Genomic DNA, 22,940 nt, shown 5'->3' with positions numbered 1-22,940 from the left:
CGTCACCTGTCAGCGCGCGGCCGCGTCCCCCAAGAGCCCTACGGCGGTAGTTGCAACCTCTGTCGCACCACGTGTCGTCAAGTGCCCGCCTGGGGCGCCCTGGACGTCGCGGACGGCGTGAGAGGGGACGCCCCGACCACCGGGGCTGCACCGGCCTTCGACAGCGGGTGGCTACATCGATCCGGCTGTCGTGTCCGACGGCCCGGGCACAGTGCTGGTCTCCGTCGAGAGGGGAGAGACATGAACAACCCCCACCCCTGCACGTCCCGCAGCTCACGTCCGCCGTCCGCGGCTGCCGTGCGCGCGGTCCTGGCCGGGTTGCCCCTGGGTGCCCCCGGGGGGCCGTGTGCGGTCGTGGAGGCCCGTCCCGGCCCGGTTCTCGTCGTGGCCCCGGACCTGCTCCCGTACGAGCTCGGACAGGAGGTGGAGCGACGCGTGAGTGCGCGGTGGACGCCGGCCGCGCTCAGCCGCCGGCCTGTCGTTCTGCAGCACGTCGTGCTGGCGGGCAGCCTCGCGACGCGCGTCGCCGACCACGTAAGGGCCGTCACCGGCTTGGCCGACTTCGAAGTGCTCGAGGTCACGACGGTGGGACCCTTCCTGCAGGTGCGGGTGCGCTGGACCCGTGGGCTCCCTGCCGCGGTTGTGGAGGCACGGATCCGGGAGGCGTGCCCGACGGTGGCGCCGTACCTCCTCGTGGCGGCAGAGCGTGAGGTCAGCGGCCCGGCGGCCGTCGAGGAGGTGTTGGCCTGGCTCGCCCACGAGCGCCCAGGAAAGGCCATGACGATGTCCGCCGGTGATCACGAGCGGCTGACCCGTCACGTGCAGGCCTGCACCCTGCCCACGCCGGAGCGGGAGACCGTCCGCGGCCGCTCGCTGTGGGCCATGGCCGCCGCCCACCTGCCCTTCCCAGACGACGAGAGGTGGATCGTCGCCGCCACCCTGCGGCTGGTCGTGGCGGCCGGCAGCGTGCAAGGGGTGCTGAGCGCGTGTGATACCGCCCTCGAGTCGGTCGGGTGGCCGGTGGGGACGGCGCGGTGAGGCGGGGCGGGCACTGATCGGGCCAGTCGCTGAGAAAGTCGGGCAGACCATTGCGCGCCCGAGATCGGGGCGGACGTTCGTAGATCAGATGCTGGTCACCTCAGGTGACGCGAGCCCCAGACGGGCCGCCTCGCCGGCGCGTGTGCACCTGCGGGGCGGACGGGCGGGCAACGGCGTGAGGGTGAGCGTTCCAGGACACTCGCCAACGGCCGACGGGGTGGTGGGGCTCACCCGGGCGGCCAACCCCCTCCGGTCGTTGGCCGTTGGTGACCACAACGACGACGACCAGCAGCGTGGTCCACGACCCCGTACGGCACCGCAGTCTCGAGAGCGCGAACGCCGCGTCGACCGCGGCGCACGAGAGGAGCACCGCGTGGAGATCGACCTGCCTGCTGACCTCAACTTCGTCGACGACGACGGCCTGGTCTTGGCCCCGGTCCCACCAGGGGCAGGACCGCGCCCTGGTGACGTCGTGGTCGCGGGGACGCCCTTCGCCTGGACGCGGACGGTCGTCACCAGCGTCGACGACGGCTGGGTGTCCGACCCCGGGCCGCTACGGACGGAACCACTCGGGCTGATCCTCAGGCCGGCGGGCCGACCTGACGTCCCGAGGGTGGCCCCGGCGGGGCACCTGACACGACCTGCCAGGAGCCCCCGACGGTCGCGGTGCCCTCCCACCTCTTGCCGCGCCACCCACGTTAGAAGCAGTGGGAGGGGTGCACCTGATGCCGGGTCTGCGGGCTGCTACGGCTGGGCGTCGTCGAGACGCGGCTGGAGCGGGTCGAAGTCGAGGAGGTCGAGCGAGGCGGGCCTGAGCTCTCCCCGAGCGACTCGACCAACGGTGACGGCCTGCTCGCGGCTCGCCACGTAGCCGACCTTGGAGAGGGCGAGCCGGTCGGACTCTCTCCAGAGGTGCGACGGGCCGCCGAGCACGGTCATCCGCTGGCGGAGTGGCCACTGGTCGACGCTGAGCTGGTCGAGTACGAAGTAGGCATGCTCCAGCGGCGTTGCCGCCTTCCCCCGCTGTGCGGCCATGACGACGACGGGGCGAGCCTGGGGCGGGTCGAGGATGGCGGTGACGCGGCGCGAAGCGCCGGTGATCGTCCGGACGATCCGGTCTTCCCGTACCGGGATGCCCACCTCCCCCACGAGCCAGCGCCGTACCTGCTGGTCGAACCGGTCCCCGCGGCCGGGTGGGGCGAGATGCCTGACGCTGTCGAGGGCGAGGAGCGCGTCGGCCATCTGCAGGAGCGCCACCTCGAGACGCTGTGGTTCGGCGTGGAGGTAGACCCGCCCGCCGACCGTGAGGCAGCCGTAGTCGTCGACGATGGCCTCCCAGTACTGCTGCACCTGGCGGTTGGTCTCGACACTCGCACCGGCGAGGTCGAGCCGACCGGCCGCCCCGGCGTCACGGATCATGAAGTGCCCCTCGCCGGGCTCGACGATCACCGACACCTGGTCTCCGTCGGCGTAGTACCGGCCGGTGAGGACGAGCACCGCGGTGTCACGACCGGGGAGCGGCTCGCACGCCCATGAGTCGCTGAGGCTGCGGAGAGTCTCCCCGAGCTGATCGCAGACGCTCATGTCACGCTCCCGTCGGTCGTCGTAGCGGGTGTCTCCTGAGGTGGTTCGGTCCAGCCGTACTTCGCGTCGCGGGTGATGAGGAGAGCCTCGCAGAACCCCTCGACAACGTCACGGTAGGTCTCCCGGCTGACAGCATCCGGCACGCGCCAGGAGACGGCCCGGGCGTCGTTGTCTCCGTACTCCGCGGTCCACACGTGCAGGTGCGCGCCCGGCCACCGCCGCCCGTCGCGACGGTTCAGGTGGCCTCTCGTGCCGCAGAGGGACACCAGCCGGGTCCCCGAGACGCGGTCGAGGATGCTGACGCTCCAACTCACCTCGCACACCTGGGCTCTCAGGTCGAGAGCGCGGCCACTGGACGAGGCCAGCGCCGCGATGGCGTAGACACAGGTAGGGCCCTCCCGCCACGTCAGCGGCTGCACGAGCCGCAGACCGGCGGTTCCGTCGAGGAGAGCAGCGACGAGCCTCTCATCGAAGCCCGCACCCCTGCCCCTCACGCAGCGGACCATAGCTGCGTGGTCGCCGGCTACGTCGGACATCGGTTGGAACCGTGGGACCGAACCTCGTCCGTCGGCCAGACGGTGCGAGCGCCACCGCCTCCACGGCACGGGTTCCGGCACCGACTCCGCCTCGATCCCGGACGCCCCATGGGCGTGGTCGACGTGGCACGAGACCGCGGCTAGGAGTCGGTCACGACGTCGACGGGTTGCACGTCTGCCCTGGGGCCAGGTAGACGGGCCGCCGGGCAAGGCCGCGGTTCGCGAGGTTGCTCTCCGCCGCCCGGGGCAGCGTCAGGCGTCGAACCCGTCGAACCCGTCGAACCCGTCGAACCCGTCGAACCCGTCGAACCCGTCGAACCCGTCGAACCCGTCGAACCCGTCGAACCCGTCGAACCCGTCGAACCCGTCGAACCCGTCGAACCCGTCGAACCCGTCGAACCCGTCGAACCCGTCGAACCCGTCGAACCCGACCCGGATGATCTCGGCGGGGTGCGAGAACGACATGAGCAAGGTGTTCAGCAGGATGACGAAGGCCTTGGCCTGCTGCCCGAAGTCGAGGCCCTCCCAGTCGGCCGTGTCCAGGTATGCGCGCCGGTGCGTGTCGCAGGCGGTGGCGTTCTGCATCGCCGCGGCGAGGCAGTTGGCCATGAACCGAGCCTCACCGTCCGTCAGTGGGACGGCCGTGCCGATGGCGTCGACGGTGCGCCAGACGAGACCCCCGGTGAAGTCCGTCATGGCCGCCATGAGGTGGTTCAGGAGCTGCCACAGGCCGATGCAGGCGTCCGTCGTGAGGTCGGGGTCCAGCTTCGCCGTGTACTCGGTGATGGCCTCGACGTGCAGCAGGGAGGCCGTGCCCTCGACGGTCTGCAGGAGCAGCACCACGGGGTTGACGGGGCGGTCGATCGTGGGCGCGGGCTCACCGACGCCGCTGACGCGGGGTGCGAGGGCGGCCAGGTACGCCGGATTGCACCCGCCCGGGCAGGCGCAGCGGTGCACGTGGTCGGCGGTGCTGGAAGGCGCGGAGCCGGACCGTGCGCGGGGCGGCGTCTGACGCCCTCTCGCGGCATCTCGCTGCTGCCGGCGGACCTGCTGCTTGGCGCGCGTCTGCTGCTGCTGACGCTGACGGGAACGAGCGTGCTTGATGGACATGGGAGTTATGACCCTTCGTGTTGGATCTGTCGCTCTCTGCGACGCGTCCATCGTGACCGCCGTCGTCTCCCCAGCACATGGCACGTCTGTGGGGAAGAGACCCGCACAAACCTCGGGGTGCGGCTCGGACGTTTGTCGTAGCCCGAACGGCTGGTGGCTAGGCCCGGCTGCCGACGACCTTGAGCCGGACCAACCGATCGCGTGCCGAAGCAGTGACCGCGCCGGTGTCCCCGACCGGTGTGGCGGCGCACGCAGGGGCGCGGTCCCCGCCGCGTTCTCGTGGGCCGACGGGTCGGCGCTGCAGCTCGAGGTTGAGCTCGATGTCGCTCGGGGTGAAGTAGATGCCCCGGACCCGGCCGGTGCGGTGGTGGTGCAGCTCGTGCCGTGTGCACATGTCGCGCACGGTGCTCCGCGACTTGCCCAGCAGTGCGGCGGCCTCAGCGATGGTGTGGCGGATGTCGTCGGTCGTCGTCATGCCTTCGCACCGTGCGGCGGTGGGCAGGTTGCGCAACCTGCGGGAGACGGCGCCCGGCCGGGCGCCGTCTCCCGCGTTCAGGTTGGGGCGGGTCGGTCAGGCTGCCCGCAAACCCTCCTGGTCCTCGTCGTCGTCGTCCAGCACGAGCGGGAGCGCGGCGTCGGCCGGGTGCGGTACCGGCGGTGTGCGGTAGTCGCTGTCGGGGATGACCGCGGCCAACCCCGGGCTCATCAGCGGCGCCATGTAGGTCTGCAACGACAGCAGCGTCTCGTTGACCGTCTCCTGCGTCAGGTGCCCGTACAGCCGCGTCGTCGTGGCGATGTCGGCGTGCCCCATCCGCCGCTGGATCTCCAGGGGACTCGCGCCGGACGCGATCAGCCACGCGGCGTGGGTGTGGCGGAACGAGTGGGGGTGCACGTCCGGGATCTCCCCGGGCAGCCGGGCGCGGTCGTTGTCGTCGGCCGCGGCGTGGAGCTCGGCGAGGCGGACACGTGCGCGCTCCAGGGCCGGCTTGAGGATGCGGTCGTGGAAGTTGCCGCGGTGGAAGACGGTGCCGGTCTTCATCGTGAAGACGTGCGCCTCCGGGGGGCGACCTGCCACGAGCGGCAGCAGCTGCTCCCGCATGGCCATGGTGATGGTGATGCGGCGCCGTCCCGCCGCCGTCTTGGTCCGGCCCAGCCCCCACACGTACGTCGCGCGGGTCTTGGTCAGACCGGCAGAGCCGCGGGCCTTCGGGACCCGTCCGACCCGCTTCCAGGTGCGGTGGACGTACACCGTGGCGGGGTCGTCGGCGGTGCCGTCGCCCAGGTGGACGTCTCGCACCTTGAGCGCCGTCAGCTCGCCGATGCGCACCCCGGTGCCGAGGAGGAACCGGACCGCGACGACGAAGTGAGGATCGATCTCGGCCAGCAGCAGCTCGGCCGCGCCCCGCTCGAGGTACGTCGCCTCCTTCGGTTCCGCCTTCGTCAGCGACAGCGGGCCGCACGGGTTGCGCGCCAGTAGCGGCTGCGGGGCGAAGTTCATCGCGAAGGTGAAGACCGAGGCGAGCAGCCCCTGGACGTTGCGTTGCGTCTTCGCGCTGAGCTCGGTCCCGGGGATGGGGGAGCCGTCCCGCCGGTGCTTGGGCCGCTCGGCCAGCCAGGACCCCACCCGGTGACGGTCGGCAGCGACCACGGCTGCTCGCCCTCCGCGGTCGGCAGGTCGTAGGTGCACACGAGACCGATGTCGAGGCTGTCGCCCTGGTGGTCGACGAAGTACGGCAGCACGTAGCGCCTGATGTCGCGGCGGTAGTCGTCCCGGGTCTGGGGGTTGCCCTGGTTGCCGTGCTCGACGTACTGCTCAGCCAGCCACGCCGTCGTCACACCGGCCGGGACGGGCAGCGTGAGCCCGGCTGCCAGTCGCGGCATCCCCTGTCGGGGCGTGAGCGCCGCCGCCGTCAGGGTCGTGGGGCCGACCTCCATCGAGGGGGTCAGGTCGGCCCCGGTGGTGCTGGGGGAAGCGGTCGTTGCAGCGGACGGGACTCGGGGCACGGCAAGGGCCTCGCGGGCCGCGTCGAGGCCGATCTCGCGGGCGACCTCGAGGAACGTCTCGGCGTCCTCACGGCTGGCGAAGGGGAGGTAGTCCCGCTTGTTCGCGGTGCGCCAGTAGACGCGGTACTGCTGGCGGCGGCGGTCGATCCACATGGTGCTGGTCTCCTCGTGTCATGCCGGTGTTGGCATGAGAGACCGGTGCGGGGTCCCGCTCGCTGCGCACTACCCCCGCCACCACGGACGGACCAACGGTGGAGGCGGCGAAGGCTTGGCGCGGGAACGGGTCTGGTCGTGTCCTGGCTCCTGCCCCCTCGCGAGGGGGCAGGAGCCAGGCAACCAGCTCCTGACCTGCGGAGCCTTCAGGGTGAGTGACGGGACTTGAACCCGCGACATCCGCCACCACAAGGCGGCGCTCTACCAGCTGAGCTACACCCACCACGGCCGGTGCACGCACCGGCTGCGAGAAGGAGTGTAGCCGCCCGTCAGAGGTGCGCGCTCAGTCCGGGCGCCCAGGCCGGGACGGTGCCGGCCGGGAGCTCGTGACCAGCGGCGATGGCCTTCGTCGACTCGCTGTCCGGGCCGGGAAGGGGCACGAACACCGCCTCCCGGTAGAAGCGCAGCTCTGCGATGCTCTCGAGGATGTCGGCCATGGCCCGGTGCCCGCCGTGCTTGGCGGGGGAGTTGAAGTGCACCCGCGGGTACCAGCGCTTGACCAGCTCCTTGATGCTGCTCACGTCAACGATCCGGTAGTGCAGGTGCTCGTCCAGCTCGGGCATGTCGCGGGCGATGAACGCGCGGTCGGTGCCCACGGTGCTGCCGGCCAGGGGGGCCTTGCGCACGTCGGGGACCCACTCCTTGACGTAGGCCATCACCTGCGCCAGCGCGTCCGCGATCGTCGTGCCGCCGTCCAGCTGCTCCAGCAGGCCGGAGCTGGTGTGCATGTCGCGCACGACGTCCTTCATCTGCTCGACCGCGCCGGGCGGGGGCTTGATGACGACGTCGACCCCCGAGCCCAGCACGTTCAGCTCGCTGTCGGTGACCAGGACGGCGATCTCGACCAGGGCGTCGTCGGTCAGGCTGAGCCCGGTCATCTCGCAGTCGACCCAGACGATGCGGTTCTTGCTGTCGGTGCTGTCGGCGCTGCTCACGTCCGGCAGCCTACGGGGCGGGTGGGGACAGGGTGACCGCCACCAGCAGCACCGCGCCCACCACGACACCGCCCAGCAGCAGCCACGCCACGGTCGACCCGGGCACCCCGACCAACAGCAGCACCCCGGCGCTCATCAGCAGCGTGAAGACGACCCACGCCACCCACGGGCCCAGCGGCGGGCGGGGTGCGGCGGCACGCCGACGCGCCCGCCTTCCCCGCCCGCCCACGTCGCCCGGCACCCCGCACCTCCTACCCTGCGCACATGGTGCACCCCGACCCGCTGCCGACCGGCGACCGACACCCCGGTGCGGGTCGCACCGGCCAGGTGCTCCTGACCGTCCTGGGCGTCCTGCTCATCGCGGTCTGCGCGCTGGTGGTGGCGGTCGTGCTGCTGCTGTCCGTGGGGCCCCGCGCGTTCACGGTGGGGCTGCTCGCGGCGCTGCTGCCCGTGGTGCCGCTGCTGGCCGTGCTCGGCTGGCTGGACCGGTACGAGCCGGAGCCCCGCGGGCTGCTGGTGTTCGCCTTCGGCTGGGGGGCGGCCGTGGCCACCGCGGGGGCGCTGCTGCTCAGCCTGCCCCCGACGCTGGTCGTCCAGGCGGCGGGCGGGGACCCCGAGCTGCTCGGGGCCGTCGTCGTGGCACCGGTGGTCGAGGAGGTGCTCAAGGCCGCGGGCCTCGGCGCGATCCTGCTGGTCGGCCGGCGCGGCCTGGACGGGGTCGTCGACGGGTTCGTCTACGCCGGCGTCATCGGGGTGGGGTTCGCGTTCACCGAGAACATCCTCTACCTGGGCGCGGCCCTGCTGGAGTCGGGCGGGGCCGGTCTGGTCGGCACGTTCCTGCTGCGTGGCGTCGTCTCGCCGTTCGCCCACCCGCTGTTCACGGCCGCCACGGGCATCGGCCTCGTGCTGGCCTCGCGCCGCCGCGGCGCGGCGCGGTACCTGCTCGCGACGGCCGGCCTGCTCGTCGCGATCGTGCTGCACGGGCTGTGGAACTGGATGGCCGTCGGGTCGTTCATGGGCTTCCTCGGCACGTTCGTCGTGCTGTGGGTGCCGCTGTTCGCCGCGTTCGTCGCCCTGGCGCTGCTGGCGCGCTCGCGCGAGGCCCGGCTGATCCGCGACGGCGTGACGCTGTACGCCCGGCACGGCTGGTTCTCCCCGCCCGAGGCGCAGCTGCTCGTCTCGCTGCCGGCGCGCCGGGCCGCCCTGCAGGCCTCCCGCCGGGCGGGCGCGGGGCGGCAGATGCGGCAGTTCCAGGCCACGGCCGTCCGGCTCGCGCACCTGCGGCACCGGATCGGGTCCGGCACCCAGCCCTGGGACGCGGCCCGGCGGGAGGCCGACCTGCTGGCCGAGCTGGCCCGGCACCGGGCCGCCCTGCCCGGTGCGTCCTGACCCGCTGGGCCAGGGGGTGGACCGGGGGCGGCCGGAGTGCCAGCGTGAGCGCATGAGCGAGCAGCCGTCCGACGGCGAGATCCCCGACCTCGAGGAGTCCCTGGGGGAGGACGGCGAGGAGGAGGTGGCCGGACGCAGCTGGTCCCCGCCCGACTCGCCGGGGGCGGTCTTCTCCCACGGCATCACCGCCGAGGAGGAGGCCGAGGGGGCGCAGCTCGACGACCGGCTGGCCGCCGAGGTGCCCGACTGGGGCCACGACCGCGACGGGCAGGTGCTCGAGGAGGCGGAGGCCGTCGGGGGAGAGGTCGGCGAGCAGCGGGCGGGCCGGCTGGTCGCCCCCGACGAGGGCAGCCACGCCGACACCGAGAAGGACCTCGTGGCCGACGACATCGGCATCGACTCCGGCGCCGCGGGCGCCGAGGAGGCCGCGATGCACGTGGTCCCCGACGAGGACGACTGAGGTCCCTCCGCCGCAGCCACGCCGACCGGACCGCGACCCCACCGCGACCTGACCGGTACCGGATCGTGTCCTGGGACCGGGACCCCGGCGCCCCCTCGGCCCGTCCAACCCCCGACCGCACCACCGGGGTGCGGAGGGACGAGGGCGACCGTGGCGGGACGACGACAGGCACGCAGGACCGGGACCCGCCGGGACGGGCGGACGGCACGGACCGGGTGGGCGGCGCGGGCAGCGTGGGCGACGGGGCGACGCCGGTGGGCCGGGTCGCTGCTGCTGCTCGTGCTGGCCCTCGGGCTGAGCGCCTGCGCCGGCTCGGCCACGTCCGCCGAGGACGCCGGCGCCGCGGACCAGGCGGTGCCGGCTCCGCTGGCCGGCCGAGACGACGCCGGTGGTGGTGGTGACCTGGCCGGTGATGACCTGGCCGGTGAGGCTGCCGACGAGGACGGCCAGGCGCAGGCCGGGGTGGCGGACGATGCGGCGGCCGGCGACGGCGCGGCGGGCGGCGAGGGTTCGGCGGGCGCCGACGCGGTCGACGTGGGCGCCGCCGGGGTGGCCCAGGGCCGACGCGTCGTCACGTCCTCGGTCGACGTCGCCGTCGACGACGTACCGGCCGCCGCCCGGCGGGTGCGGGCCGCCGCCGTGGCGGCCGGCGGGTTCGTGGCCGGCGAGAGCACGACGGGTGGGGAGCGGCCCCGGGCCGAGATCACCGTCCGGGTGCCGGTCGAGGCGGGCCCGGACCTGCTCACCGCCGCCGCCGCCCTGGGTGAGGAGGTGGCCCGCTCGGCGGAGTCGGAGGACGTCGAGGCCACGCTGGTCGACCTGGAGAGCCGCACGGCGACCCAGCGCGCCGGCGTCGAACGCATCCGCGCCCTGCTGCAGGAGGCGACCTCCCTGGAGGACGTCCTGGCCCTGGAGGCCGAGCTCACCCGGCGCCAGGCCGACCTGGAGTCGGTGCAGTCGCGGCAGTCGGCCCTGGCCGACCGGGCGGCCCTGGCCACGGTCACCGTCGTGCTGACCCGGCCCGCGGACGTCGACGTGCCGACCCCGGCGCCGCCGTTCCTGAGCGGGCTGGCCGCCGGCTGGGACGCCCTGCTGGCCTCGACCGCCGTCGTGCTGGTCGTGCTCGGTGCGCTGCTGCCGTTCCTGGTCGTGGCCCTCGTCCTCGGTGCGGCCCTGCTGGGCGCCCTGCGGCTGCGCCGCTCCCGCCACCCGCGCCCGGCCGTAGCGGGGTCGGCCGCAGCGGCCCCGGCCCCCGAGCGCGCGGGCGTCCCGGCGGCCGCCGGGCCAGACTCGGGGGATGAGCAACCTCGAGGGTGACCCGACGGAGACCGAGGTCGGCGGCCGGGCCCGCAGCAGCGCACCGACCGACGGTCCCCAGGTGCAGCTGCTGCCCGCCCGCGAGGTCCCGCTGGGCGGGCCGCGGGCGATGCTGGTACGCCGCAGCCTGCCCTCGCGGGCCCGCACCACGGTCGGGGCGTGGTGCTTCGTCGACTCCTACGGCCCGGCCGCCGGGGCGGACGTCATGGTGGTCCCGCCGCACCCCCACACCGGGCTGCAGACCGTGACGTGGCTGGTGGGCGGCGAGGCGCTGCACGACGACTCGGTGGGCTCGCAGGTGCGGATCCGCCCCGGCCAGCTCAACCTGATGACCAGCGGGCACGGCATCGCCCACGGCGAGCGCTCCCTGGCCGGGGACGGCGCCCCGCTGCACGGCGTGCAGCTGTGGGTGGCCCTGCCCGAGGCCCACCGGCACCAGACGCCCCACTTCGAGCACCACGCCGACCTGCCCCGCCGCGAGGTCGACGGCGGCCGCCGCACCGTCCTGCTCGGCAGCCACGACGGCATGACCTCGCCGGCCGCGACCTACAGCCCGATCGTGGGCGTCGAGGTGCGGGCCGGGGTGGGCGAGGTGCGCCTGCCGGTGCGGGCGGACTTCGAGCACGCGGTCCTGCTGGTCTCCGGCCGGGTCGAGGTGGCCGGCGAGCACCCCGACCCGGGGGACCTGGTCCACCTGGGCACCGGGCGGGACGAGGTCGGGCTGAGCGTCGTCGAGCCCGCCGTGCTCCTGCTCCTGGGCGGGGAGCCCTTCGGCGAGGAGCTGGTCATGTGGTGGAACTTCGTCGGGCGCAGCCACGACGAGGTCGTCGCCGCCCGCGAGGCGTGGCAGGACCAGGACAAGCGGTTCGGGGAGGTGCCGGGCTGGGCGGAGGACTCCTGGCTGCGCGCCCCGGAGCTGCCGAACGTCCGGCTGAGGCCGCGTCGCCGCTGACCACGCTCCGAACATCCTCGGTGACGCCATGTGGGTGACGCCATCCGTGCAGCCTCACGCCGTTTCGTTACCCACAGTGCCTTGACAGTCACTGTTCGGTACCGGACTCTTCCCGGAGGGAGCAACTCCGGGGTGCAGGAGGCGTAGGCGGGGTGCCTGCGACCTAGTGTCCGGGGCGGCCACCCAGCAGGCCGTCTCGCATCCCAGCAGTCACGAAAGGGCCATCTCCGTGCAGCCTTCCCCCGCCGTCCTCCAGCCGTCCGCCCCCCACGACCTGCAGCTGGTCCAGGCCCGCGCGCACGGCACGGGCGTCTCCGTCCGGCAGCCCGCCGCCATGCCCGACCTGGCCCCGATGATCCACCGTCAGCGCCTGGTCATCGAGGGCTACTGCGAGGAGCCCATCAGCGCCGAGGCCATCAAGGCGTTCCTGTCCGAGCTGAGCGAGACCATCGACATGGTCGCGCTGATGGAGCCGATGACCCACCAGTCGCCGTTGTACGGCTGGGCGGGCTGGATCCACTGGGAGACCTCCGGTGCGCACTTCTACGCCTGGGACCAGCCGCTGCTGTTCTTCAGCGTGGACGTCTACGCCTGCAAGGCCTTCGACGCCCGGGACGCCGTGGCGCTGGCCGCCCGCCACTTCGGCTCCGAGCCGGTGTGGAAGGAGTTCTGATGAGCGCGACCGTGGCCGAGCGCTGGCTGTCCGAGCAGCCCGACGGCACCCACCGGCTCGTCTTCGACCCCCGCGGCGAGCTCCTCGAGGCGGCCCGCGCCTGCGAGGCCGACGTGTTCATGGCCCGCTACGGCAACACCCGCGAGCAGCTGGCGGAGGAGTACGGGCCGTACGAGGACCACTCGGTGTTCCTGGCCCTGGCCACCCCGGCCGGCGAGGTCGAGGCGGCCGTGCGGTTCATCGTGCCGGGCCCGGCCGGGCTCAAGAGCCTCGTCGACGTGCAGCGCGAGCCGTGGCACGCCGACGCGAGCGCCAGCGCGGGCGTGGCCGGCCTCGACCTGGAGCGGACCTGGGACATCGCCACCCTGAGCGCCCGCAGCCAGCGGGCCGACGGGGTCAGCCACGTCGCGGCGCTCTACCACGGCATCGCCCAGGCGACCCGGGCCAACGACGTCACCGGCACCGTCGCCATCCTCGACATCCGGGTGCGTCGGCTGCTCGACTCCGTCGGGCTGCACTACCGCACCCTGCCGGGCACGCGGGTGCGGCCCTACCTGGGCTCGGCCGCGAGCGTGCCGGTGTACGCGGAGATGGCGGTCATGCTGGACAACCAGCGTCGGATCGACCCCGACTCCTACCGGCTGTTCGTCCACGGCAGCGGGCTGGACGGCGTCAGCGTCCCGGGACCGGAGGCCTTCCTGCTGCCGGCCCGCCGGGTGGTGGACCTGCGCGAGCGGGTCGCGGTCGTGCCGCTCAGGCGCGGCGGCGGTAGCTGAGGTCCGCGCGCCGGTCGTGCAACGAGGCCTCCCAGCGCCGCACCCAGCCGGACACGTCCTTCATCGGGACGGGTGAGCAGATGTGGTAGCCCTGCAGCACGTCGATGCCCAGGGCCACCAGCTCGGCCGCGGTGCTGGAGTCCTCGACCCCCTCGGCCACCAGGCGCAGGCCCATCGCGTGGGCCATCTGCCGGGTGGAGTCGACGATGGTGCGGCTGCGGGTGTCGGTGAGGATGGTCGACACGAACGACCGGTCCATCTTGAGCTCCTGCACCGGCAGGTCCCGCAGGTAGGCCAGCGACGAGAACCCGGTGCCGTAGTCGTCGATGGCCGCCTGCACGCCGTGGGCCCGCAGCCGCTGCAGCGCCACCCGGGCGTGCTCGGGGTCGTTGACGAACGAGTCCTCGGTCACCTCGACCAGCAGCCGGTCCGAGGGCAGCCCGGCGCGCTCCACGGCCTGGAACAGCAGCGGCAGGAACGTGCCCCCGAGCAGCTCGGGCGGGGCGCAGTTGAACGCGACGGTGAACGTGAACCCCTCGGCCTGCCAGCGCCGCGCGTCCCGGACGACCTGGTGCATGACGGCCTCGGTCAGCGCCGGCATCAGGCCGCAGCGGCGCGCGTCGGGCAGGAACGCCAGCGGTGACAGCAGGCCCAGCTCGGGGTGCCGCCAGCGCACCAGCGCCTCCACCGCGGTGACGCGCTGCGTGGCGGCGTCGATCTGCGGCTGGTACCAGAGCTCGAGCTGGTCCTGGGTGATGCCGCGGCGCAGGTCCTCGGCCTGACGCAGCCGCGAGCGCGAGAACTCGTCCCGCGACGGGTCGTAGACCAGGGCGCCGGAGCGCGACGTCTTGGCCTCGTACATGGCGACGTCGGCCTGGCGCAGCAGGTCCGTGGCGTCGCGGGCGCCCTCGCGCAGCGCGATGCCGATCGAGCAGCGCACCGACAGCACCAGGCCGTCCACGGCCAGCGGCGCGAGCAGGGCCTCGCCGATGACCTGCGCGGTCCGCAGCAGGGACACCTCGTCGTCCTGGGGGGCGACGATGGCGAACTCGTCGCCGCCGAGCCGGGACACCATCGACGCGGCCCCCACCTGTCCCAGCAGCCGGGCCGACACCTGCTCCAGGACCCGGTCGCCCGCGGCGTGGCCGAGGCTGTCGTTGATGTCCTTGAAGCCGTCCAGGTCCAGCAGCATCAGGGCCAGCGGTCGTCCGGCGGCCATGTCGCCCTGGATCCGGGCCATGACGGCGCGCCGGTTGGGCAGGTCGGTCAGGTCGTCGGTGACCGACAGCCGGCGGGCCTCGACCGCACCGCGGGCCTCCTGCAGCGCCATCGCCATCCGGGTGCCGGCAGCCACCAGGGTGAGCACGGCGGGCAGGGTCACGTACCAGGCGCCGACCCCGGCCGGACGGAACACGATGACGACCAGGGCGACGGCCGCGGCCAGGACGAGGACGATGTGCCGCGACGGTGCGGTCGCCGGGCTGCTCACCGCGTCCAGCCGGGGCGCGCAGGCGGCCCCGACGACCAGCGCGAAGCTGGCCCCCCACATCAGCTCCAGGACCGTGTTGGACACGTACGTCGTCGTCGCGGCGTTCAGCACGAAGGTCGAGTCGGCCACCGCCAGCAGCACGAAGCCGCCGGCCAGGGTCAGGGTCCGTCGGGACGCCCGGCGCTGGCGCAGCTGTACCTGGGCGAGCACGACCAGGCCCAGGACCACGCCGAGGACCGGGTAGAGCAGGGCCAGGAACAGGGCGGGGCCCTGCTCGCCGATCGTGCTGCCCACGGGGCTCAGCAGGACGAAGCCGGCCAGCGACATCGCCCCGCAGCACACGAGCAGGGTCTCCAGCCAGACCGTGGCGCTCGCGCGGGTGCGCCGCGGGGTGTCCAGCAGCAGGAAGAACGCGAAGCCCAGGTACGAGGCCAGGAAGAACCCCTCGCCCGGGGCGGGGAAGGTCTTGCCGGTCAGCTCGCCGTCCGCGTTGAGCACGGCCGAGCCGACGGCCCACAGCGTGACCCCGGCAGCCAGGACCAGCAGCGCCGTGCGGCGGGCCCGGTCGTGGGCGGCGACCAGGGCCAGGCGGCCGAGCAGCAGCAGGAAGAAGGTCGCCAGCACGGCGACGAGCAGCGCGGGCGGGGTCTGGGTGAGCGAGGCGCCCGACAGCACCATCGCCACGGTCAGGCCGCTGACGAGCACCACCCACGCGGCGACGCCGAGGCGCCGCTCGAGCAGGCGCCAGACGGGCACGCCCGCCGCGCTCGTCCTGTGCACTCCACGGCCTCCGGTCTCCTGTCGGGGCCACCACGGCGCGGCGGCCACGCGGGTGCCACCCGACGACGACGTGATCATCGGACGAGCGGGGTGGCACCTTGAGGGTCGATCGTCGCGGCGCCCGGGACGGTTGCCGCTCACTCTGCGTACCCGGCCTAGGGTGCCATCCGCCAGGACCTGCGGGCGCCCGGCGGGGCGACGGAGATCCGGGCCGGGCGTCGGGCAGGGCGTGCCGCGTCAGCCGGCGCCGGCCGGCACGGGGAGCAGCCGCGTGCGGGCCGCGGTGACCACGGCGTCGGCCAGCTCGTCCAGGGCCCGGGAGCGCAGCCGCCACTGCTGCCAGTGCAGCACGCGGTCCACCACCCGGTCCGGGACGAGCTCGACCAGGCGGCCGGCGCGACGGTCCTCCGCTCCCAGCAGGTCGGGCACCATGCCCCAGCCCATGCCCAGCCGGACCGCCCGGTGGTGGTCGGCGGTCGATGGCACGTGGTGCGCCGGGGGTGCGGCCGTGACCCCGTGCCCGCGCAGCCAGCGGTGCTGCAGGTCGTCGCGACGGTCGTACAGGACGACGGGGGCGGCGCGCAGGGCCGCCTCGCCCACCCCGTCGGGCAGCCAGCGGGCCAGGTAGCCCGGTGACGCCACCGCTCGGTACCGCATGATCCCCAGGGGCGTGGCGCGGCAGCCGGCCACCGCCGTCGGCTCCGTGGTCACCGCGGCCATGACGCTGCCGTCGCGCAGCAGCTCGGAGGTGCGTTCCTCGTCGTCCCGGCGCAGGTCGAGGCGCAGCCGGTGGGCCAGCGCCGCCACCGCGGGCAGCACCCACGTCCCCAGCGAGTCGGCGTTGACCGCCACGGGCAGCGACGGCCCCGCCGCACCGGCCGGGCCCGGCCCGGCCTGGACCCCCACCCCGGCCAGCTCGGCGTCGGCGTCGGCGGCCAGCAGCGAGACCTGACGGGCCAGCCGCAGCACCACCTGGCCGGCGCCTGTGGTCCGCACCGGCCGGCTGCGCACGAGCAGGACCTGGCCCACCCGCGACTCCAGGGCCTTCAGCCGCTGGCTGACGGCGGACGGGGTCACCCGCAGCACGCGGGCGGCCCCGTCCAGGCTGCCCTCGGTCACCGCGGCGTCCAGGGCCCGCAGCTGGTCGAGCTCGAGATCCACGACAGCGATGCTAATGCAACCGTAGAAACATGAGCTGGACTGGATCCGGGGTGGTCCGTAGCGTCCTCGACGTGACCCCCTCCCTGCTGGCCGCCCTCGCGGGTCTCGGCCTCGGCCTGTCCTTGATCGTCGCGATCGGGGCCCAGAACGCGTTCGTCCTGCGGCAGGGGCTGCGCGGGGAGCACCTGCTGCCCGTGGTCGTGGTCTGCGCGCTGTCGGACGCGCTGCTCATCGGGGCCGGGGTGCTGGGCGCCGGGGTGCTGCTGGAGCGCCTGTCGTGGCTGCTGCCCGTCTTCCGGGTCGGGGGTGCGGCGTTCCTGCTGGCCTACGCGGTGGTGGCCGCCCGGCGAGCGCTGCGCCCGGGGGCGCTGCAGACGCAGGCCCAGGGCCCCGGCACCTCGCTGGTCGCGGCGCTGACCACGGTGCTGGCCCTGACCTGGCTCAACCCGCACGTCTACCTGGACACCGTCGTCCTGCTGGGGTCCATCGCCCAGACCCACGGCGAGCAGCGCGGCTGGTTCGCGGCCGGGGCGATGCTGGGCAGCCTGCTGTGGTTCACCGGTCTGGGGTACGGAGCCAGGCTGCTGCGGCCGCTGTTCGCCCGGCCCGCCGCCTGGCGCGTCCTGGACGCGGGGATCGCCGTGGTGATGGTGGCGATCGCCGTCTCGCTGCTGCTGGGCTGAGGTCGGCCCAGGCCGGTCCCGGTGCCGGTGCCGGTCGAGGGGCGTCCAACGCCTAGCCTCGCCTGGCACACACCCGACCAGCGCAGGAGGACTGCCGTGGACAAGCCCCAGATCGACTTCGTCGACCCCACCCCGCCGACCGACCTGGTCGTCACCGACCTGACCGTGGGCGAGGGTCCCGAGGCCGCCAGCGGCGCGACCGTGTCGGTCCACTACGTCGGCGTGGCCCTGTCCACCGGCGAGGAGTTCGACGCCTCCTACAACCGGGGTGACGCCCTGCAGTTCCGGCTCGGGGCCGGGCAGGTCATCTCCGGCTGGGACGCCGGCATCACCGGCATGCGCGTCGGTGGCCGGCGCCAGCTCGTCATCCCGCCGCACCTGGCCTACGGCGACCGCGGCGCGGGCGGAGTCATCAAGCCCGGCGAGACGCTCGTCTTCGTCTGCGACCTGGTCGGGGTGTCCTGACCCGAGCGCTCTCCGCACGACTCAGCACGGCCCCGGACCGCCAGGTCCGGGGCCGTCCTCGTCTGGAGAGGTGATCATCACGGTCGCGGGTTAGCGTGCGATTTCCGCACGATCCCACCCAAACCCCCCCACCCGTAACGGGAGGCACCACCATGCACCTGAGCAGGCGCCAGTTCCTCGGAGCGGGTGCGGTGTCGCTGCCCGCCGCCGCCCTGGCCGGCTGCGGGTTCGCCCCCGCCGCGAGCCCCGCCCCCAGCAGCTCGACCGGGGGTGGCAGCGGCACCCTGACGTTCACCACCTGGGGCACCGACGCCGAGCTGGCCGGCTTCCGCGACGTCATCAGCCGGTTCGAGGCCGACAGCGGGGCGAGCGTGCAGCTCAACGCCGTGCCCTACGAGCAGATGTTCACCAACATCGACGCGCAGCTGCAGGCGGGCGAGGCACCCGACCTGTTCCGCGTGCCCTACTACACGTTCGGCAGCTACGCCGGGCAGGGCCAGCTGCTCGACCTCGGCCCCCACCTGCCCGCGGACTTCGCCGACCGGTTCACCCCGACCGCGTGGGCGGCCGTGCAGAACCAGGAGACGCCGTTCGGTGTGCCCCACCACACCGACACCTCGGTGATCCTCTACAACACGGCCCTGCTCGAGGCGGCCGGCGTCACCGACGTGCCGACCACGCCCGAGGACGCGTGGACCTGGGACGAGCTGGCCGGGGTGGCCGAGGCGCTGCGGGCCTCTCTGCCGGCCGCGCAGTACCCGCTGGCCTACAACTGGCAGGGCAACGGCGTGACGCGCTGGCTCAGCTGGCTGTTCCAGGCCGACGGCCGGTTCCTGGCCGAGGACCTCCTCGCCCCGGCCATCGACTCCGACGCCGGTCGCGCGGCCGTCGAGTTCACGCAGTCGTTCTTCACCCAGGACTGGGTCCCGGCCAACGGCTCGGTGCAGTCGGCGACCTACGCCAGCGACCTCTGGTACGCCGAGACGGTCGCCATGACCTGGGCCGGGGCGTTCCTGCTGCCCGACGCCGACGCGACGCTGGACTTCGAGTGGGGCGCGACGTACTCCCCGCGCCAGGTCCGCGGCGGCGGCGACTTCGGCGGCAACGCCGTCGTGGCCACGGCCGGGGCCGACCCGGAGCTGGCCGTCGCGTTCCTGGACTACCTCACCCAGGAGCAGTCCATGCGGGACTTCTGCGAGGTGTCCTCGCTGCTGCCGACCCGCGCCGACCTGAGCGAGAGCGGCGTCGAGTTCGTCGCCCGTCCGGAGCTGTCCGAGGTGTTCCTCGGCCAGGCGGCGCAGGTGCAGCCGGAGGACGCCGGTCAGGTCGCCTCCCCCAACATGTCCGAGATCATCACCGTGCTGCAGGAGCAGCTGGAGGCCGCGTTCGTCGGTGGCCAGAGCCCCGACGACACCGTGGCCGCCATGGCCGCCGGCATCGCCGAGGCCACCGCTCGGTGAGCACGGCCACCCCGACCGCGCCGCCCCGGCCCGGCCGCGTGCGCGCCACCCGACCGGGCCGGGCGCGCGCGGTCCGCGGCGAGGCGGCGGCCGCCTACTCGTTCCTGGCGCCCAACCTCGTCCTGCTCGGCGTGTTCGTGCTGGTCCCGGTGCTGGGGGCCGCGGTGCTGAGCCTGCAGCGCACCAACGGCTTCGGGGTCGGCGAGTGGGTCGGGGCCGCCAACTACACCCGGCTGGCGACCGACCCGCTGTTCTGGCGGGTCCTGCTCAACACCGCCCTGTTCACCGTCCTGGTGACGCCGCTGTCGATGCTGCTGGGCCTCGGCGTGGCCGTCCTGCTGAACTCGGTGCTGCCGGCGCGCGGCCTGTTCCGCTCCGTGATGATCCTGCCGATGGCCGTCTCGGGCGTGGCCACCGCGCTCATCGGCGTGCTGGTCTTCGACGAGAACTCCGGCGTCCTGGACAAGGCGGTCCGGGCCCTCGGCCTGCCCGACGTGGCGTGGCAGTCCGGCGGGGCCGCGGCGTTCGCCTCGGTCGTCCTGGTCACCCTGTGGTGGCGCGTCGGGTTCAACATGCTCATCTACCTGGCCGGCCTGCAGGGCATCAGCCCCGAGCTGTACGAGGCCGCCCGGCTGGACGGGGCGGGCGGCTGGCAGCGGTTCCGGCACGTCACCGTGCCGCTGGTGGGGCCGTCGTCGTTCTTCCTGCTGATCATGAACGTCATCTACTCGTTCCAGGTGTTCGACATCATCTTCGTGATGACCGGCGGCGGGCCGCAGGACGCCACGTCCGTCCTGGTCACCTACGCCTACGAGAACGGCTTCGTCACCCGCGACCAGGGCTACGCCGCGGCCATCGGCATGGTGCTCCTGCTGCTGCTCACCCTGGCGTTCACGCTGGTGCAGTGGCGCACCAGCCGGTCCCGGGACCTGGCCGGCTGATGGCCGCCGACACGACCGGCGCCGCCGTGCAGGCCGGGCTGCACGCCGCCCCCGGTGCCCCGCGTCCCGCGGTCCCGCCCGAGCAGCGCCGCCGCGCCCGCCGCCGGCGCGACCGCGGCTGGTGGCTGCTGCGCCTGACCGCCGCCGTCGCGGTCAGCCTCGTCCTGCTGTTCCCGCTGTACTGGATGGTCGTGGTCTCGCTGTCCAGCCGGGCCGAGCTGCTGGGCGGGCAGCTGCGGCTGTGGCCGCGCGAGCTGACCCTGGCCAACTTCCAGCGGGTGCTCGACGGCTTCCCGGTGCTGACCTGGTTCGGCAACTCCGTCGCCATCGCGCTGGTGACGTCCCTGCTGACGGTGACCGTGAGCATGCTGGCCGGCTACGCGTTCGCCCACCTGCGCTTCCGCGGCTCGGGGGCGCTGTTCCTGCTGTCGCTGTCCACGCTGATGATCCCGGTCCAGGTGATCATGGTGTCGCTGTTCCGGATCGTCACCTCGACCGGGCTGTACGGCACCTACTGGGCCGTCATCCTGCCCACGGCCGCGTCCGCGTTCGGGGTGTTCCTGGCCCGGCAGTTCATGCTCACCATCCCGCGGGAGCTGATCGAGGCGGCCCGCATCGACGGCGCCGGGCACTGGCGGGTCTTCCGCAGCATCGTGCTGCCGCTGTCGCGCCCGCTGCTGGCGGTGCTGTTCTTCATGAGCCTGCTGCAGACCTGGAACGACTTCGCCTGGCCGCTCATCGCGCTGCGCGAGAACGAGCTGTTCACCCTGCCGATCGGGCTGCTGTTCCTGCAGGGGCAGTTCGGCGCCGACTACGGCGCCACGATGGCGTTCGCGCTGATCAACGTGACCCCCATGGTCGTGCTGTTCCTCGTCTTCCAGCGGTACTTCGTGCAGGGCTTCGCCCGCAGCGGCATCCGCTGACCCGGGGGCGGCTGCTCACGCTCTGTTCGGTCTGTCGTCACCCGGCGTCGACCTGGGGTTAACCGCGCTCGGTGAGCCTGCGGTCACCCCCCGTCCCCGGACCCAGGAGCATCCCCGTGCCCGCACGTCCTGCCACCGCCCGCGGCGTCACCGTGACGCTGGCCGCCGCCACCGCGCTCGCCCTCACCGTCCCGCTGGCCGCAGCCGCGCCGACCGACGCCCTCGTCCCCGCCACCGGCTACTCCGTCGCCGCCGCCGGCGACCTGCCGCTGCTCACCGACCCGTTCCTGCAGAGCCCGACCACCACCGGGGTGACCGTGGCCTGGATGACCGAGTTCCCCGGCTCGCGCCACGTCGTGCTCACCGGTGACGGTGTCGACGACCTGAGCGAGGCCCAGCTCGCGACCGTCGCCTTCCGCGGCCGTCCGCCGGCCGGCATCCGGGTGCACCGGGCCGCCAGCGCCCCGCTCAGCCGTGCGGTCGAGGACTCGGCCTCGCAGCTGCCGGCCGCCTCCCGACCCGCCGCCGCCGACGGCATCGTCGCCCGCGAGGTGCACCGCCACGAGGCCGCGGTTCGCGGCGTGCGGGGTGACACGCCCTACCGCGTGGTGTCGGCGCAGGGCAGCGACTACGCCGCTTCGGCCACCTACACCCTGGCCCCGGCCGCCGGGCGGGACGAGGGGCAGCGCGTGCTGCTGACCAGCGACCACCAGGCCATGGTCAACACCCCCGCCAACCTGCAGGTCGCGGCGCAGACCGTGGGCGACCTCGACGCGGTCTTCTTCGCCGGCGACCTGGTCAACCAGCCCGACCGCGCCTCGGAGTGGTTCGACGACACCCGGGGCAGCGCGTTCTTCCCGGTGCTGCAGGGCCACGCCGGCCGGGTCGCCACCGACGGGCGTACCTACGTCGGGGCACCGATCATCCAGAACGCGCCGGTCTACCCGGCCGTCGGCAACCACGAGGTGCAGGGCCGCGTCGACGGCATGACGTCGATCGGCACCAGCTACAACTCGCCGGTCCCGCGCGAGGTGGCCGAGGCCGCCTACGCCGAGGTCGCGGCCGAGGTGAACCCCACCGACGACCCGGCCGTGCGCGAGCAGTGGCTGGAGGACAACTCCTTCTCCAGCCGCACGTACGAGGAGATCTTCACCCTGCCCGAGAGCCGGACCGGCGGTGAGACCTACTACGCGACCACCGTCGGCAACATCCGGCTGATCTCGCTGTACTCGACCCGGATCTGGCGCGGCACGGCCAACCAGGCCGACCCCGCCGCCCGGACGGCGTCCTCCCGCTACCAGGAGTCCGCGGCGTCGCTGGACGACCCGATGGCCCAGGGCCACGGCGAGTTCGTCTTCGAGGCGATCGACCGCGGCAGCGAGCAGTACGAGTGGCTGCAGGCCGAGCTCGCGAGCCCCGAGTTCCGCCGGGCCGAGCACACCGTCGTCATCCTCCACGAGGGTCCGCAAGGGCTGGGCGACAACGTCGGCCCGGCCTTCGCCGACCCGGTGCGGATCGAGGAGACGAACGCCGACGGCGAGGTCGTGGGGGTGCGCTACGAGTACCCGCTGGAGGACAACGTCCTGCTGACGGACCTGCAGCCGCTGCTGACCGAGGCCGGGGTCGACCTGGTCTACAACGGCCACAGCCACCTGTGGAACCGGTTCCGCACCGAGGGCGGGACGAACTTCCTCGAGTCGTCCAACACCGGCAACTCCTACGGCGCCTACCACCCGCTGAGCGGGCGCAGCCGGCACGTGCCCGGGGCGCCGTGGGACGCCTCGCAGTACGTGGCCCAGGGCAACCCCGGCGGCCTCGAGCCGATCGTGCCCACGGTCGCGCCGCTGCGGGCCGAGGACGGCACTCCGCTGCCGTTCCTGTGGGGCAACCAGTACGCCGCCTTCACCCTGCTGGACAGCGAGGCCGGCGAGGTCACGACCTGGGTCTACGACCTGACCGACCCCGACGCCGGCGCCTGGGTGCTCGACCGGTTCGAGCTGGGCTGAGCCCGGGCCGTACCGGCCAGCGACACGACAGGTTGGGTCGGGGCT

At 73.6% G+C, this 22,940-nt stretch carries 23 protein-coding genes and 1 tRNA gene; 13 read left to right on the top strand and 11 right to left on the bottom strand.

The annotated features are described in order from the left end of the window. The first annotated feature begins 435 nt into the window (after positions 1-435). Entirely contained in the window at positions 436-1,038 is a 603-nt protein-coding gene (locus tag SJY06_RS18315; RefSeq protein ID WP_380168966.1) for a hypothetical protein, read from the top strand. A 744-nt stretch (positions 1,039-1,782) separates the two neighbouring features. On the opposite strand, the gene SJY06_RS18310 is transcribed toward SJY06_RS18315, so the two are convergent. From SJY06_RS18310 to SJY06_RS18270, 9 genes are all read right to left on the bottom strand, one after another. Beyond that, the gene (locus tag SJY06_RS18310; protein WP_380168965.1) at positions 1,783-2,535 is read right to left on the bottom strand and encodes a hypothetical protein; all 753 of its coding nucleotides are present in this window, start codon (positions 2,533-2,535) and stop codon (positions 1,783-1,785) included. A gap of 83 nt (positions 2,536-2,618) precedes the next feature. Continuing rightward, positions 2,619-3,158: a hypothetical protein gene (locus SJY06_RS18305; protein WP_380168964.1), complete on the bottom strand. Its 540-nt coding sequence runs from the start codon at positions 3,156-3,158 to the stop codon at positions 2,619-2,621. Between the two features lie 252 nt (positions 3,159-3,410). Next, positions 3,411-4,268 carry a hypothetical protein gene (locus SJY06_RS18300; protein ID WP_380168963.1) on the bottom strand — a complete coding sequence of 286 codons (858 nt, stop codon included), beginning with the start codon at positions 4,266-4,268 and terminating at the stop codon, positions 3,411-3,413. A 157-nt stretch (positions 4,269-4,425) separates the two neighbouring features. Next, positions 4,426-4,743 carry a helix-turn-helix domain-containing protein gene (locus tag SJY06_RS18295; protein WP_380168962.1) on the bottom strand — a complete coding sequence of 106 codons (318 nt, stop codon included), beginning with the start codon at positions 4,741-4,743 and terminating at the stop codon, positions 4,426-4,428. 96 nt (positions 4,744-4,839) lie between these two features. Further along, complete coding sequence (locus tag SJY06_RS18290; protein WP_380169732.1) at positions 4,840-5,307, bottom strand: tyrosine-type recombinase/integrase; 468 nt, start codon at positions 5,305-5,307, stop codon at positions 4,840-4,842. Positions 5,308-5,762: 455 nt separating this feature from the next. Next, positions 5,763-6,425: a hypothetical protein gene (locus SJY06_RS18285; RefSeq protein ID WP_380168961.1), complete on the bottom strand. Its 663-nt coding sequence runs from the start codon at positions 6,423-6,425 to the stop codon at positions 5,763-5,765. 210 nt (positions 6,426-6,635) lie between these two features. Then, a tRNA-His gene (locus SJY06_RS18280) sits at positions 6,636-6,708 on the bottom strand. Between the two features lie 46 nt (positions 6,709-6,754). Beyond that, entirely contained in the window at positions 6,755-7,420 is a 666-nt protein-coding gene (orn, locus tag SJY06_RS18275) for an oligoribonuclease (RefSeq protein WP_380168960.1), read from the bottom strand. A gap of 10 nt (positions 7,421-7,430) precedes the next feature. After that, positions 7,431-7,661, bottom strand: a complete 231-nt coding sequence (locus SJY06_RS18270; RefSeq protein ID WP_380168959.1) for a hypothetical protein — start codon at positions 7,659-7,661, stop codon at positions 7,431-7,433. A gap of 23 nt (positions 7,662-7,684) precedes the next feature. Between SJY06_RS18270 and SJY06_RS18265 the strand changes: the two genes are divergently transcribed. The 6 genes from SJY06_RS18265 (at position 7,685) to SJY06_RS18240 (ending at position 12,987) form a co-directional block, all read left to right on the top strand. Then, entirely contained in the window at positions 7,685-8,809 is a 1,125-nt protein-coding gene (locus SJY06_RS18265; RefSeq protein WP_380168958.1) for a PrsW family intramembrane metalloprotease, read from the top strand. Between the two features lie 52 nt (positions 8,810-8,861). After that, complete coding sequence (locus SJY06_RS18260) at positions 8,862-9,269, top strand: DUF5709 domain-containing protein (protein ID WP_380168957.1); 408 nt, start codon at positions 8,862-8,864, stop codon at positions 9,267-9,269. A 150-nt stretch (positions 9,270-9,419) separates the two neighbouring features. Next, positions 9,420-10,586: a DUF4349 domain-containing protein gene (locus SJY06_RS18255; RefSeq protein ID WP_380168956.1), complete on the top strand. Its 1,167-nt coding sequence runs from the start codon at positions 9,420-9,422 to the stop codon at positions 10,584-10,586. Continuing rightward, positions 10,567-11,538, top strand: a complete 972-nt coding sequence (locus SJY06_RS18250) for a pirin family protein (RefSeq protein ID WP_380168955.1) — start codon at positions 10,567-10,569, stop codon at positions 11,536-11,538. Before SJY06_RS18255 ends, SJY06_RS18250 begins: the two co-directional genes overlap by 20 nt. Positions 11,539-11,767: 229 nt before the next feature. Next, positions 11,768-12,211 (top strand): S-adenosylmethionine decarboxylase, encoded by a 444-nt coding sequence (locus SJY06_RS18245; RefSeq protein WP_380168954.1) that lies wholly within the window; start codon positions 11,768-11,770, stop codon positions 12,209-12,211. Next, positions 12,211-12,987 (top strand): hypothetical protein, encoded by a 777-nt coding sequence (locus SJY06_RS18240; protein ID WP_380168953.1) that lies wholly within the window; start codon positions 12,211-12,213, stop codon positions 12,985-12,987. The genes SJY06_RS18245 and SJY06_RS18240 overlap by 1 nt, the downstream gene beginning before the upstream one ends. Here SJY06_RS18240 and SJY06_RS18235 read toward each other — a convergent pair. Both SJY06_RS18235 and SJY06_RS18230 read right to left on the bottom strand, forming a co-directional pair. Continuing rightward, positions 12,965-15,232: a putative bifunctional diguanylate cyclase/phosphodiesterase gene (locus SJY06_RS18235; RefSeq protein WP_380168952.1), complete on the bottom strand. Its 2,268-nt coding sequence runs from the start codon at positions 15,230-15,232 to the stop codon at positions 12,965-12,967. The two genes, SJY06_RS18240 and SJY06_RS18235, sit on opposite strands and share 23 nt — an antisense overlap. 261 nt (positions 15,233-15,493) lie before the next feature. Continuing rightward, complete coding sequence (locus SJY06_RS18230) at positions 15,494-16,417, bottom strand: ArgP/LysG family DNA-binding transcriptional regulator (RefSeq protein ID WP_380168951.1); 924 nt, start codon at positions 16,415-16,417, stop codon at positions 15,494-15,496. Between the two features lie 83 nt (positions 16,418-16,500). On the opposite strand from SJY06_RS18230, the gene SJY06_RS18225 reads away from it, so the two are divergent. From SJY06_RS18225 to SJY06_RS18200, 6 genes are all read left to right on the top strand, one after another. Further along, the gene (locus SJY06_RS18225) at positions 16,501-17,100 is read left to right on the top strand and encodes a LysE/ArgO family amino acid transporter (RefSeq protein WP_380169731.1); all 600 of its coding nucleotides are present in this window, start codon (positions 16,501-16,503) and stop codon (positions 17,098-17,100) included. 96 nt (positions 17,101-17,196) lie between these two features. Continuing rightward, a complete protein-coding gene (locus tag SJY06_RS18220; RefSeq protein ID WP_380168950.1) occupies positions 17,197-17,565 on the top strand; it encodes an FKBP-type peptidyl-prolyl cis-trans isomerase in 369 nt (122 codons plus the stop codon). Positions 17,566-17,717: 152 nt separating this feature from the next. Beyond that, positions 17,718-19,025 carry an ABC transporter substrate-binding protein gene (locus SJY06_RS18215; protein ID WP_380168949.1) on the top strand — a complete coding sequence of 436 codons (1,308 nt, stop codon included), beginning with the start codon at positions 17,718-17,720 and terminating at the stop codon, positions 19,023-19,025. Continuing rightward, the gene (locus SJY06_RS18210; RefSeq protein WP_380168948.1) at positions 19,022-19,966 is read left to right on the top strand and encodes a carbohydrate ABC transporter permease; all 945 of its coding nucleotides are present in this window, start codon (positions 19,022-19,024) and stop codon (positions 19,964-19,966) included. Before SJY06_RS18215 ends, SJY06_RS18210 begins: the two co-directional genes overlap by 4 nt. After that, positions 19,930-20,889, top strand: coding sequence for a carbohydrate ABC transporter permease (locus SJY06_RS18205; RefSeq protein ID WP_380168947.1), 960 nt, complete (start codon positions 19,930-19,932; stop codon positions 20,887-20,889). Before SJY06_RS18210 ends, SJY06_RS18205 begins: the two co-directional genes overlap by 37 nt. Before the next feature lie 116 nt (positions 20,890-21,005). After that, on the top strand, positions 21,006-22,895 hold the full coding sequence (locus SJY06_RS18200) for a hypothetical protein (protein WP_380168946.1): 1,890 nt from the start codon (positions 21,006-21,008) through the stop codon (positions 22,893-22,895). The last annotated feature ends 45 nt before the right edge of the window (positions 22,896-22,940 follow it).

It is taken from the genome of Jannaschia sp. R86511 (assembly GCF_042466345.1).
GTDB lineage: Bacteria > Actinomycetota > Actinomycetes > Actinomycetales > JBBAYJ01 > Aquipuribacter.
This window is presented reverse-complemented; position numbering and strand designations above follow the sequence as displayed.